The sequence below is a fragment of the Methylovulum miyakonense HT12 genome, assembly GCF_000384075.1.
Lineage (GTDB): Bacteria > Pseudomonadota > Gammaproteobacteria > Methylococcales > Methylomonadaceae > Methylovulum > Methylovulum miyakonense.
The window spans coordinates 1,026,265-1,039,376 of record NZ_KB913025.1; the positions used below are offsets into that span (position 1 = coordinate 1,026,265).

Genomic DNA, 13,112 nt, shown 5'->3' on the forward strand with positions numbered 1-13,112 from the left:
TTATGCCGCCGTTTCAAACATCGAGAAAAAATCGTCCAATTTGTCGTCTGGAATCACTTGCGCCAACCTTTTAACACGTTGGTAAAGCTCATCCATACCATATTTACCTTTGGCAAACCACGCATGGACGATGCCGCCCATATTCAGCGCGGCAATGGCTTCCTTCTCGCCACCGTGACCCGTCAAAATGGCAATGTTGACAGGAATTAGCTCGGCATTGATGGTTTCAATCACTTCAAGCCCGCTCATCGTTGGCATACATAAATCAATCAACGCAACATCAAAGGCTTGATGGCGCAATTTCTCCAAACCTTCCTCACCACTTAAAGCCGTTGTGACCGTGAAATCGCGTTTTTCAAAATAACTTTTGATTTCATCCATAATCGGCTGTTCATCGTCAATCACTAGCAAATTATATTTCTGGGCCATCGTCATTCCTGCTGTGCGGGTAAAGTAATTTTGAAACCTGCACCGCCTAACGGTGAAGGGTAATAGTCAATACTGCCACCTAAATCATGGGTGATTTGCCGGCAAAAATACAGCCCCAAACCCATGCCTTCTTCTTTGGAACTTAAAAATGGTGTGAATAGTTTTGGCAAATTTTCTGCGGCAATACCATCGCCACTGTCTTCAATACAAAAGCCGACTTGCTGGTCTTGTTGCCAAGTTTTTATTGCGACTTGTTTCTGGGCTTTATCCTTGACCACCGCCCTGGCGTTGCTTAATAAGCTAATCAACATTTCCTGCAAAGCCCATTCATTGGCATAGGCAATCGGCGATGCGCTGAATTCTTTTTGCAAGTCGATTTGTTCCAATTGGTATTGGGCGACAAACAGCAATTGATAAATAGCTTCGATGACATCGTTCAAATTGACCGCTGATAAAACCGTCCGGTCACCACGGGCAAAATGCCTAAAATTGCCCATCATGTCACTTAAACGTTCAGTCTGGGCGAGCAATTTTTCCAGCAGGGGTTTGAGTTCAGTTTCAGAATTGAATAAGTTTTCGTTAACATCGCTCAACGCGCCAGACGCCGCCATACGCAGTACGGCTATCGGTTGGTTGATATTATGCGCCATTAGGGTTGCCATTTGGCCTAGGTATTCGAGTTTTTTACTTTGGTAGAGGGCTGCTTGGATTTCTCGGTTTTCTAAATCTAGGCGTTCTATTTTTTTTTGTAGAACTTGATTATTATGAGTAACTATTTCAACAATATCCTTCTTAATTTCAAAAGGGGATATTTCGACAGAATTATTTGCTAGGTTCTGTTGACGTTTCATCGTAGCCATAAGAGCACGGAGGCAAATGACAACATCCCCCTGTAATTAATGGCTTTTTTCTCATATCTGGTGGCAATCCTGCGGTAGTGCTTGAGCTTGCCGAACATACATTCGATGACGTGCCGCTCCTTATAATGGCAATAATCGCAGTCAATTTCTTCTTTCCTGTTCGATTTGGGCGGGATGACGGCTTTTATCCCCCGTATTTCCAACCACTCCCGTAAGGCATTGGTGTCGTAGGCCTTGTCCGCCAAAACGGCGCGGGCACTGAGGTTTTCCAACAAGGGGATAGCCTGCCTGCACTCCGCCCCTTGGCTGCCCGTCAGGATGAATCTGACCGGTAGCCCCAAGGCATCACAGACCGCATGGATCTTGCAGCCAAAGCCACCTTTGGAACGCCCCCAACGCCTCTTCCTTGGCGGAGCTGTTTGCCGCCCCCGCCGCACAGGCATGTGCCCTGATTACCGACCCATCCATGGAAACATCCTGTAAATCAGCGGCTTCGGAAAAATATCCGAGGAGTTTCTCCCAAGCCCCATTCGCGCACCAGCGCGAGAAACGTTTGAAGATGGTGTTCCATTTGCCGTACGTTGGCGGCAAAACCCGCCACTGCGCCCCCGAACGTAATATCCACAGGCAAGCCCCAACGAACCGCTTGCATTGCTCGGGACAGCCGACATGGATGCACGGCAATTGTTTTAAGAACGCCAATAAGCGGCCCCACTCGTCATCACTCAGCTCTATTCGGTTCATGCCATCCAAATCGGATAATCTTAACCTATTCGACAAACGTCAACAGAACCTAGTTCATAATATTTTTTTGCCTTATCAAATTCTCCTTTTTCACCATAAAGACTTCCCAAATTGTTATAAGCTCCAACTATATCAGGATGGTTTTCTTCTAGTGCATTTAATCTAATTTCTAAAACCCGCTGGTAATATTCCTCTGCTATATCGAATTCTCTTTTTTCAGAAAAAACAACACCCAGACTACTTAAAGTTTTAGCAGTATCTAAGTTATCTTTCCCTAGTTTTTTTTCTCTAATTGCTAAGGCTCGTTTTAAACACTTCTCTGCCTGTATATATTTTTTGGCTTCGGTATACACAAGCCCTGCATCATTGAAACAAACGGCAACTAATTCTGGATGCTCTTTTTCTGAAAATAACTTAGCAGCTTCCAAATAGGCCAATGCGGCACCTTCAAAAAAACCCTTATCATTGCGCTCTTCTGCTTTTTTGACAGCCTTATTAAAAAGCCGCTCTTTTTTATGTAAATTGTCAGGCTTCATAAGACTTCATACGTTTTTTTAATCCATGTCCAACTAATTCAGATTTTTTGAGGTAATACTTGAATACCATATTGCTGCCGTAATTTTTGCACTCTCTCAACAACCTCTGCGCTGGCAGGTTTGTAACCTTCTATCGCTTGGGTAGTTTGGATGATTTTTTATTCATGTTGGATTTCCTGATTTAAACGGATTGACCACGGTAAGAGTGCCTTCAAATATCTGCCCATGTTGCATGTCTTCGGAATAAAGCGTTGCACAATCGGCAAGTAAAGCAGCGGCGACAATCAAACTATCCCAATGCGATAATGAATATTGTTTTGCCAAAGTAATGGCTTTACGGATAGTTTGTGCATCAACGGCAACCACTTCGCACAAATCCAATAAACTTTCAGCAATTTCATGGGCTTCGGATAAGGAAAACGCGTATTTCTTAGTCAGTACACTTACCGTTTCATTGATGACTTGCGTGCTAATAACGGGTGAATTTTCAATTATTGCCAACGCCTTCATTGCTTTGACAGGGTCTTGCGCTTCCGCGTAAACAAACAAATTGGTATCAGCAAACACTTTAACGATCATAACAATCTTCACGTTTAAACGGCTCGGCCTTAAAACGGCCTTGGTATTTCGCCAATGTAGCCAAAGCGGCCTTTCTGCGGGCAACCTGATCTTCCATCTGTTTGGCTTGTAGGCTTTCGGCGAAGCTCAACACTTCACAAGCAGTATCTTCTGGCAATGTTTTTACTGTTTCGTAAATGCGTTCAGCAATATTCATGGGATCATCCTCTTTGAGCAAATTCATTTTTGTGAATGGCTTAATCTGTTTCCAGATTTTAGTGCCTTGTGAGCTAATACGGAAAATATTTTAAGATTTTAAAAAGATTCGCAATTTAGCTGCTACAAAAAAAGCCGGAAAGGTTGCCCTATCCGGCTTTTTATTATTCAGCTAGTGACAGCCTTATTGCTTAGTCAACAAATAATCCAACCAAAGGTTAGACAATTTCTCCTGCACGGTATTTTGCCGCAACCGTGCATTCAAATGCGGGAAGTCCACTTTGTCCAAATCTTGGTCTTGGTTGTAGCAGGAATAAACAAAATATTCTTTGCCGCTGTCCGCATCAACGTGTTTGCATAAGCATTGGGCGCAGATGCCTTTCATCATGCACTGCATCGGCGAGTTGATGGAGCCGATGGCGTGGTGGGCTTTGGTCAGGTAGGGTTTCAGCACGTCGAAACGGGCGGATTTGACGGCTGCCATCATACGGTCGGAACCGATGACGATCAGGTGATCCACGTCCGCCAATGAGATGGGTTGTTCGCCCAATTCGCCTTTCGCGTAAGCGATCATACATTCCAAGATATTGCCGACGAAGGATTTGTCTTGTGGGCGGTTGGTGCTGAATGGCTGAACGCCTTCGGCTTTATCCACTGACCAGACCACAACATCAGCGGCGGCTTCCACGTCTTCGACTTTAAAACGGTCTTGCGGGAATTTGTAACCAGCGAAATAAATCACGCGGTTGCCTGCGGCGCGTAAGGCTTTACCAATCGAGAACAACACCGCGTTGCCCAAGCCACCCCCTAACAATAGCACCGTTTGTCCGCTTGGAATTTCGGTGGGAGTTCCGGTTACGCCCATCAACACCACAGGGTCGCCGACATTCCAGTTGGCGCATAATCTTGATGATGAACCCATTTCCAAGGCAATCAACGACACTGTGCCGTTTTCCTTATCAACTTCCGCACCCGTCAACGCCAATCCTTCCGCCGCCAACACCGTGCCTTCAACCACAGGCGCGAAGGCTTCGTAGTTTTGGACGCGGTAGAACTGGCCGGGTTCGAACTTTTCTGCCGCCAATGGCGCTTTAACGACCACTTCGATAATCGTTGGGGTCAGGCGGTTGATGGCGACAATCGTAGCTTTAAAAGACTCATCCAAACGGGCGAACAAATCTTTCAAGGCAGCATCACGCGCAGGTTGCTGTGCGGGGTCTAGGGTTGCCAGTTCTTTCTCGAACAATTTGGCAACATACGGGTAGCCATTTTTTGCGCTCGCCATCGCCTTAACGACGTTGCCCGCAAACACCGGATGGTTGTCACCGTAGAAGCTGATGTATTTGCCGTCTTTTTGGTACGACGTCAGCGGTGCCGGTTTGCCCAGTTTAGGTTTGGCTTCGTCGTGCATTTCCACCAATTCGACTGCGCCGTCTTCCATCCATTGCGGCTCATAACGTTGGAAGAACCATTTGTCCATAACAAACGTGTCGGGAAATTCACTTTGGTAAATCGTGTTCGGCGATGTGCCAGCCGCGATGTACAAATTGCGTAAGGGTACGGTGATTTTTGCGCTGGATTTCCAGCGGCCTTCTTCCAACACCAGTTTGTCGAATTCAACAGCGTTCAAATGCCCGAATTCATCCGCTTGCGCCGCGATAGGGCTCATGCCTTCGGCTAAGGCAATGCCTTCTTCCAAGGCTTCGGAAATTTCTTCGTGGTTTTGGCGATAGGCAGGCGCGTCTTTGATACCTTTGCGGTAGAACAAAGTCACGCCGCCCCAGCTTTCGACTAACGGTTGGAAATTAGGCAACTCACCTTCAGCTTCGGCGCGGGCGCGTTCGGCTTTGATGGCTTTACCGTGTGCCAAAAACTCATCCAAAATGATGGTTTCTTCGGTATCGTAACGGCGGCGTACTGTTTCTTCACCATAGGTTTGCACCAAGGTTTCGTAGCGGTGCAAGATTTTTTCCACTTGCACAGGGTAATACGCCGTCAATTCCGTGGTGGTGTCTATCGCCGTCAAACCGCCACCGATCACGCCTGCTGGCAAACGCACTTGCAGGTTAGCCAAGGATGAGGATTTTGCCGCGCCCGTCAATTGCAAGGCCATTAGAAAATCTGAAGCCTTGCGAATACCTCGCATCAAGTTGTTTTTCAAATCAATAATGGTCGGCTGACCTGCGCCGGATGCCAAACAGATATGATCAAAGCCCAACTGCCAAGCATCTTCAATGGTCAAGGTGCCACCGAAACGCACGCCGCCGTAGCTGCGGAATGCGGCGCGGCGTTGCAATGTCAAGTAAATGACTTTTAAGAAGTTTTTATCCCAACGCACAGTGATGCCGTACTCGGCAACGCCACCGAAACCTGCCAGGATACGTTTGTCCAAATCTTCGTAAAGCTCTTTGAAATCGACAATCGGCGTAGGTAAGGTGTTGGCATCGCCTGTCAATGCTACGGGCAATGGCTCCAGTTTCAAACCATCAATCCCTGCGACCGCAAAACCTTCGTTGAGCAAATAATGGCTCATGGTGTAACCCGCCGGCCCCAAACCCACAACCAGCGCATTTTTACCGTTATAAGGCAACATGTGCGGGCGTTTGATGTTTAACGGGTTCCAACGTGTCAAAAAACTATAAATTTCAAAGCCATAAGGCATGAACAACACATCCGTCAGCACGTTGGTTTCGATTTGCGGGATGTTGACCGGATCGGTTTTTTGGTAGATACAGCCTTTCATACACTCGTTGCAAATCCGGTGGCCGGTACCTGGACACATCGGATTGTCGACGATGATGATCGCCAACGCGCCGATGTTGTCGCCGCCGCGTTTGACTAAATGCATTTCGGAGATTTTTTCATCCAACGGGCAACCCGTGGTGACTTCGCCCAACGGGTCGGTTTTGAAGGTGTTGTTTTTCTTGTTACGCATCCCTTTTGAGCAAGAATCGGTATCGCGCTCGTGGCAGTAGATGCAGTGGTTGACTTCGGACAAGACTTGGCGCTCGTTATAGCGCGGATCGGTCAATTTGAAACCATCACGACGGCGGCGATGTTCCAACTCGCCCATCCAAACGCTGAATTCACCTTTATCAATGGTGTCGTGTTCGACCAAATGCTCAAAATCACGTTTGCCAGGGAATTTAAAGCTCAACCAATCCGCCACGACATCATTGTCTTGTTGGGCAATCCAGCTCCAGCGTTGCACGATGTCCATCAGGCCAGCGACAAATTCCGTGGTGTCGGCAATCGCCAATAAGTCTTTGAAGGTTTCAGACGCTTCTTCATGCGCGGCGAGTTTGCTACGGATAGAGGCAACTTGCTCGTCCGCATTGGCGTAATCGCTGGGCTTGCCTTTAGCGAGGTTTTTGTAATGGCTGGACAACAATCCAATCACCGCACCCGCCCGCGCTACACGGCGTTCGGCATCTTCGTCCTGATGCGCATCGGGGAAAGCGGCGGCAATCAACAAATCGAAGTTGTTCAACACCTCAGGGATATTCCAGTCATCGGTGTTCTGTCCTTTGAAATACACGCCCAGCTTGTCCACCACTTCATTTTTATAGGTGAAAATGGTGTCGATTTCCTGCTTGATGTAATTCGCTTGCGCGTCGCGTTGGGCACTGACATTGAACAACTTTGCGACAAATTGCCCGACATACGGGGCCATATCGACCAGCAATTGGGAAATGGCTTCCGGCGTGAAACCTTCGCCTTGGTTTTGGCGGTAAGCGGCAAACTGCCCGAACAATTCAGGGTCGTGGCGCCCTACCGATTCGTCAAACACCACCGCCAAATCTTGCAAGCGGTTGGCATCGTACAAGTCTGCGTAAGTAAATCCAGGAATTCCAGGGGTAAATGTGTTGTGTTCCATAAGCCTTGAGTTTGAATCGCCCATGCGGGGACACGGATGTCCTTCGGGCAAGAGCTGAAAGGGAGGGGAAAAGGGGGCTATTGTAAGGAAAAACAGTGACTTTTGCCACCGCTAATGGCTTGTGGGATTGGAAGATGGCTGAAAACGGCATGCAGAAAAACATTCATCGCCCGCCTTATAGCTAATGGATTTTGATTTGGACGGCTTGATTTTTGAATCTAAAAACACGTTTTGGGATTTCGTTAGCTTTTTAACCCCACAAATCCGCCAAAGAAAACGCGACCGCATCAAACGGCGGCACGGCAACCTGGTCATCATCTTTGAGCGTGGCGATCAACATCCAGCGGCCTTCTTGCAATTCAAACGCTTCCAAGGTTTGCGCCAAAGGATCGACTATCCACACATGCTGCACACCATAACGGGCATAAATCGGCAATTTCACTACGCGGCCTTTCTTCGCGGTGGAAGGCGATAGAATTTCACACACCCAATCGGGAACCACTTCAAACCGATGGTCATCAGGTATGTTAGGCATACGCTCGCGTCGCCAGCCCGCCAAATCAGGTACTGCCACTTCCACATCACGGATGAAATGCACTTCGGGTTCGGCAACAATACGCCAACCACCTGGGCCTCCATCTCGCCCATAAGAAAATGGCGCCCCTAAATCAATGTTCAAAGCACTGGCAGCCCAACCATGTTTTCCAGATGGGCGTGGCATAGCATACAGCTCCCCATTCAAAATCTCTCCGGTGACATGCTCCGGCAAGCCTATCAATTGCTCGTAAAGCGTTGGTTTCAAAATGGCGTTCATGAGGCTTTCCTATTGTCCAAGACAGCAATAATTAATGTCGGTAGTTTGGAGTCCGAAAATAGGTTTTTAGACTCCGTCGACTCATCCAAGCAATTGTTTTTAATGTAGCAGTGAAGGACGGGCACTTAAAGATTTGCCTTTGCCTTAACCTAAGCCCACAAATCCGCCAAAGAAAACGCCACGGCATCAAACGGCGGCACGGCAACCTGGTCATCATCTTTGAGCGTGGCGATCAACATCCAGCGGCCTTCTTGCAATTCAAACGCTTCTAAAGTTTGCGCCAAGGGATCGACTATCCACACATGCTGCACACCGTAACGGGCATAAATCGGCAATTTCACTACGCGGTCTTTCTTCGCGGTGGACGGCGATAGAATTTCACACACCCAATCGGGAACCACTTCAAAACGATGGTCATCAGGTACGTTAGGCATACGCTCGCGTCGCCATCCTGCCAAATCCGGTACGGCGACTTCCATGTCCCGGATGAAATGCACTTCGGGTTCGGTAATTATCCACCAGCCACCGGGGCCGCCGCGTCCGAAATCAAATGGCCCGGACAAATTGAACCCCAATCCGCGTCCTACCAAACCATGCCGTCCAGATGGGCGCGGCATAGCCTGTAGCTCACCATTCAAAATCTCTCCGGTGACATGCTCCGGCAAATCCATCAATTGCTCGTAAAGTGTTGGTTTCAAAATGGCATTCATGAGATTTTCCTTGTGGACTAATGGCTAAGCAACGCGATTACCGTAAGCGCAACCACCATCCTACATGGTGATTATTTATTCTTACGGTAAAAATAATAGGCAATCCCCGTAACTGCAAGCACTAAACCTACCATTAACAAAGGTTGTTCATAAAACGTTTCGAAAAATACGCCAGTTGTGTGTGATGTGCCTCTGGAATAGGGCCCCATAGTTTTATCTCCTCGTAGTTAATTGTTTTTATTGGCGTTCGATAAAGCGTACAACGATAAATTTTACTGCAGATACCCAAAAACCTACTGGTTTTAAATCCCTAATAAAAGCATAAAAATGCCACATATTTTAACTGGTTATCGGTGTAACTGGGGCAACTGGCTTAACAAAGCCACTAATTCTGGCTGTATGGAAGTCCCGGTTTTTCTGAAGCCTATTGCCCTACGGAACGCGTCTTACGCGTACCACCGCCATACCCTAATGGCGGGTCGTAAACCATCCTTTTATATTTTTTTAGTTTCTATAATTATGGGGTCACCTTGTAATTAATTCACGAATATTCCGGTTAATAACGCATAACGTTTTATGTCAAAAACAACCTATATTGCATCCCGCTTCAAAACGGAAAGTTTATGAATGGAATGAAAAAGAGATGGACGGATAATCGTTACACGTCGGTGCGTAACTTTTACCTCTATTCCGTTTTGGCAATCTATATTCTAAACGGTCAAGTTTTCGGTTTTTTGGGCGCGCTCCGATTGGCCGGCGGCTTGGCGAATTTGCCCTCCCTTTAATAAAAGCCGAAAACTTGACCGTTTAAAGTCTATGCGTAATTGCTGGAGCTTTCCTTTACGCGAAACCTCATGAAAATATTAAACTTAAGGAATCAATACGATGGCTAATTTTACCCAAACTACTGGAGATGTTGTTGGAACTGCAGACTTTGACAGATTATTCGCTGATTACAGCCAGCTCACCGCCTTATACCCCAAGGGAATTCATTTGGGTTATCAAGGTTCACAGGATATTAGGAGCCGGTTGACTGGCGAGCCAATCCTGACTTTTTCAAGCATTGAGGCCTTCTCCATTGGAGGGACACAAAGCAATGATGTCATGGAAGGCGGCTCTTCCGATGATCATTTTGCCGGAAATGACGGTGATGATACGTTATTCGGCAACGGAGGCAATGATGAGTTGCAGGGTGGCAATGGCGATGATTATTTAGAAGGCGGGGCTGGCGCAGATTATTTAGCGGGTGGAATGGGTAGCGATACGATAGTGGGAGGTGTTGGCGACACTATTATTGATCAAAACAATTCGGGTATTGGCGTGGGTGCTGATACGTTTATCGTCACGGAAGCGGCGTTAGTGACAGGAGATTCTTCTGATCTGCTAATGGCAGACTATAGCCAAGGCAACTATAGCAGTGGCATCCATTTTGGCGTGAAAACACCGGACACTAAATTAAGCGTCACCGGTGCAAACAACGCCATGCTGATGAAGTTTAATGCCTCCATTGGCCACTATGACATTACCGGCACTCAGTTTGACGATGAGTTTACTGTTTATTATGACCATAAAGCGCGGTTCAATGGTGGGGCGGGAAATGATAAATTGAATGGTGGCAGTGATGACGATGTTCTTATTGGCGGCGAGGGCAACGACAATATAACTGATGGCAAGGGCAACGATGTGCTATCGGGAGGGACCGGCGATGACCAACTGCAAGTCACTACCGGCTCTGACACGGTCTATGCCGGCGATGGCAATGATGTCATCAATGCCATCGCCGACATTAACGGTGCCGCCAAACAGCTTTATGGCGGAGCGGGTGACGACCATTTTATCCTGGATGTCTCAGGCGATATCACGTTTGGTTTTAGTTTTGACACCAAAACCTTAGGTGACTTTGTCAACGCCGTCACCATAAACCCCAATACCAGCATTGATTTTCAAAGGCTAGGGGCTGATATTGCCTTTGAAGCCGTCGGCACTTATGTCGGTACCGCGCCCGGCGTCGGGCCATGGTTAAAGTTCTTGACCACCGTCGGTAAACTAGGCTACCAGGCCGCCGATAACCAACACAAGCTTGAAGCCAACATTGCCGCCCAGAAAGATCGGGCCGTGCTTGCCGCCGACAAATACAACAATAGCCATTGGGGCGATATTTCCTTACAAGGGGAGCGGGATAAACTCTACATCAACGATTTTTTAATTGGCAAAGACACCATCTTGCTGCCCAAATTATCCGACCCCAACTATACCTTCACCACCCGATTTGAAAACAATCCCACGACCCACCAATATGGTGTGACGATCTCAATCCATCAGGCAGGGCCAGAAGCCTTCAAAGACGTTGCCTTTATTGCCAACACTTACGGTGATCTGGCTGGCCTAACCGATGCAAAATTTAAAGAAACCATTGAAGAACTTATGAATGGTAACCAGATTGGCAAATTCACCCGGACTGACATCTTGGGCACCACTGCCGGCGACATAATGGGGCTTGGTAATTACCATATATCGTTTGCCAACGATAGGATTTATGCTGACGGCGGGATTTTTAACAATCAGGGGGATTTCGTTGGCGATAACCCAAAAGGCGGTAACGACACCGTCTTTGGTTACTATGGCGATGACATCATTATGGGCGATGGCGGGAACGACAAGCTGTATGGCGGCTCCAACGGGCTATTTGTCAGTAAATTTGAGCAGATGTATGTCAATGATGGTAATGACATTTTGGTCGGCGGCAATGGCGATGACAAGCTGTATGGCGAATCCGGCAACGACACCCTGATTGGTGATTTTGAAAAAACCGACGGCACCTTTAAATACGCCGGCAATGACACACTGTATGGTGGTACGGGGGATGATATTCTAAAAGGCGGTTATGGTAAGGATAAGCTTTATGGTCAAGATGGCAATGATATTTTAGATGGCGGGGCCGGCGATGATGACTTATCTGGAGGCTTAGGTAACGATAACCTCAGTGGAGGCGATGGCAATGACAAGCTTTATGGAGATTCCGGCGATGATTTTCTGAGTGGTGGTGCTGGCAATGATGTTCTTTTCGGTGGTTCAGGGTACGACGGGTTAAATGGCGGTTTAGGGAACGACCTGTTGATTGATACCGAAGGCAAGGTTTCCGGTGACGCGGGCATCGATACCCTCCAAGCCGACTACAACAGCCTATTGGATTATAAAGGAAGTGGTGTTCATCTGGGTAGCTTGAATGGGATAACGGCTATTTTTGAACGCTCCCAGGGTACTGCCATTTTAAATTTCGATGGCATTGAAAAATTTATTGTGACAGGCACTCAGTTTGATGACCATCTTGAGGGCGGCGCAGATGTTGATAAACTTAGCGGTGGAGCAGGCAGCGACGAGCTATACGGTAATGCGGGCAATGATGTATTGACGGGCGGTGCTGGCTACGACATTTTGTATGGTGGCGATGGCAATGACGTTTTGAATGGCGGTGCCGTAGGTGACAATGTAGGGGATGACCTTTACGGTGGTGCCGGTAATGATGTCATAAATGGTGGTATTGGAGACGACTTGTTGTTCGGCGGTGACGGCAACGACGTATTAAATAGCGGAGCCGGTTTAGATTGGATGAACGGCGGCTTGGGTAACGACACCTATACTACCGATAACTTCATCGAAGGCATCATCGAAGCAGACGGCGGCGGTATCGACACCGTCAATGCGTCAATCAGCTACACCTTGGGAGACTTTGTTGAAAACGTGACGTTGACTGGCGCGAAGGCAATAGATGGCGTCGGCAACAACCTCAACAACACCCTGAACGGCAACGACAAAACCAATGCCCTATCCGGTTTGACAGGTAATGACACCCTCAATGGTCATGGCGGCAACGATATACTGGATGGCGGCTTGGGTAACGATAAGTTAATTGGCGGTGGCGGCCTTGACAAATTTTTGTTTGACACACTGCTGGGAGCGGGCAACAAAGACAGCATTCTGGATTTCAACATTGCTGATGACACTATCGTCCTGGAAAATGCCATTTTCACAAAGTTTGCCACACCCGGCGCGATTGCCGCTGATAATTTTGTGATTGGCGCTGCTGCCGATGCCAACGATTTTCTGATCTACAACAGCACATCGGGCGCATTATCTTATGATGCCGACGGAAGCGGAGCTGGGGCTGCAATCCAATTTGCCACCATCGTCGGTGTCCCAACCTTGACAGCCGCGGATTTTTTAATCGCCTAACGACCATATAAAAAACAGCGCGTTGGGGTGACGTGAGGGCCCCAACACATCAGCGTTGTAAATGTTGGGGTTCACACACTAACCCCAACCTGCGCTACGCCCACAAAAACGTTAAGGTTACCAATTTACCAATGG

General features: G+C 47.8%; 9 protein-coding genes and 1 pseudogene. 1 reads left to right on the forward strand and 9 read right to left on the reverse strand.

The features are described from left to right. From METMI_RS25320 to METMI_RS0105450, 9 genes and pseudogenes are all read right to left on the reverse strand, one after another. Entirely contained in the window at positions 1-429 is a 429-nt protein-coding gene (locus METMI_RS25320; RefSeq protein WP_019865241.1) for a response regulator transcription factor, read from the reverse strand. A 2-nt stretch (positions 430-431) separates the two neighbouring features. Further along, complete coding sequence (locus METMI_RS0105410) at positions 432-1,289, reverse strand: sensor histidine kinase (RefSeq protein WP_083930181.1); 858 nt, start codon at positions 1,287-1,289, stop codon at positions 432-434. Next, positions 1,277-2,033: pseudogene (locus METMI_RS28385) on the reverse strand (IS5 family transposase). The gene METMI_RS0105410 and the pseudogene METMI_RS28385 overlap by 13 nt, the downstream one beginning before the upstream one ends. Before the next feature lie 20 nt (positions 2,034-2,053). Further along, on the reverse strand, positions 2,054-2,569 hold the full coding sequence (locus METMI_RS0105425) for a tetratricopeptide repeat protein (protein WP_019865244.1): 516 nt from the start codon (positions 2,567-2,569) through the stop codon (positions 2,054-2,056). Between the two features lie 162 nt (positions 2,570-2,731). Beyond that, positions 2,732-3,148, reverse strand: coding sequence for a PIN domain-containing protein (locus tag METMI_RS0105430; RefSeq protein ID WP_019865245.1), 417 nt, complete (start codon positions 3,146-3,148; stop codon positions 2,732-2,734). After that, positions 3,138-3,344: a DUF2281 domain-containing protein gene (locus tag METMI_RS0105435; RefSeq protein WP_040572917.1), complete on the reverse strand. Its 207-nt coding sequence runs from the start codon at positions 3,342-3,344 to the stop codon at positions 3,138-3,140. The genes METMI_RS0105430 and METMI_RS0105435 overlap by 11 nt, the downstream gene beginning before the upstream one ends. Positions 3,345-3,527: 183 nt before the next feature. Then, positions 3,528-7,244 (reverse strand): hypothetical protein, encoded by a 3,717-nt coding sequence (locus tag METMI_RS0105440; RefSeq protein WP_019865247.1) that lies wholly within the window; start codon positions 7,242-7,244, stop codon positions 3,528-3,530. Between the two features lie 226 nt (positions 7,245-7,470). Next, complete coding sequence (locus METMI_RS0105445; protein ID WP_019865248.1) at positions 7,471-8,034, reverse strand: Uma2 family endonuclease; 564 nt, start codon at positions 8,032-8,034, stop codon at positions 7,471-7,473. Positions 8,035-8,183: 149 nt separating this feature from the next. Continuing rightward, positions 8,184-8,744: a Uma2 family endonuclease gene (locus METMI_RS0105450; RefSeq protein WP_019865250.1), complete on the reverse strand. Its 561-nt coding sequence runs from the start codon at positions 8,742-8,744 to the stop codon at positions 8,184-8,186. An 885-nt stretch (positions 8,745-9,629) separates the two neighbouring features. On the opposite strand from METMI_RS0105450, the gene METMI_RS0105465 reads away from it, so the two are divergent. Then, positions 9,630-12,977, forward strand: coding sequence for a calcium-binding protein (locus METMI_RS0105465; protein WP_019865253.1), 3,348 nt, complete (start codon positions 9,630-9,632; stop codon positions 12,975-12,977). Positions 12,978-13,112: the final 135 nt, after the last annotated feature.

What these genes read in the sequence shown, in the direction of transcription:
- METMI_RS0105430 (WP_019865245.1), bottom strand. Translation starts at nt 3,148, where the DNA reads ATGATCGTTAAAGTGTTTGCTGATACCAATTTGTTTGTTTACGCGGAA.
- METMI_RS0105465 (WP_019865253.1), top strand. Translation starts at nt 9,630, where the DNA reads ATGGCTAATTTTACCCAAACTACTGGAGATGTTGTTGGAACTGCAGAC.
- METMI_RS0105435 (WP_040572917.1), bottom strand. Translation starts at nt 3,344, where the DNA reads ATGAATATTGCTGAACGCATTTACGAAACAGTAAAAACATTGCCAGAA.
- METMI_RS25320 (WP_019865241.1), bottom strand. Translation starts at nt 429, where the DNA reads ATGGCCCAGAAATATAATTTGCTAGTGATTGACGATGAACAGCCGATT.
- METMI_RS0105445 (WP_019865248.1), bottom strand. Translation starts at nt 8,034, where the DNA reads ATGAACGCCATTTTGAAACCAACGCTTTACGAGCAATTGATAGGCTTG.
- METMI_RS0105450 (WP_019865250.1), bottom strand. Translation starts at nt 8,744, where the DNA reads ATGAATGCCATTTTGAAACCAACACTTTACGAGCAATTGATGGATTTG.
- METMI_RS0105425 (WP_019865244.1), bottom strand. Translation starts at nt 2,569, where the DNA reads ATGAAGCCTGACAATTTACATAAAAAAGAGCGGCTTTTTAATAAGGCT.
- METMI_RS0105440 (WP_019865247.1), bottom strand. Translation starts at nt 7,244, where the DNA reads ATGGGCGATTCAAACTCAAGGCTTATGGAACACAACACATTTACCCCT.
- METMI_RS0105410 (WP_083930181.1), bottom strand. Translation starts at nt 1,289, where the DNA reads ATGGCTACGATGAAACGTCAACAGAACCTAGCAAATAATTCTGTCGAA.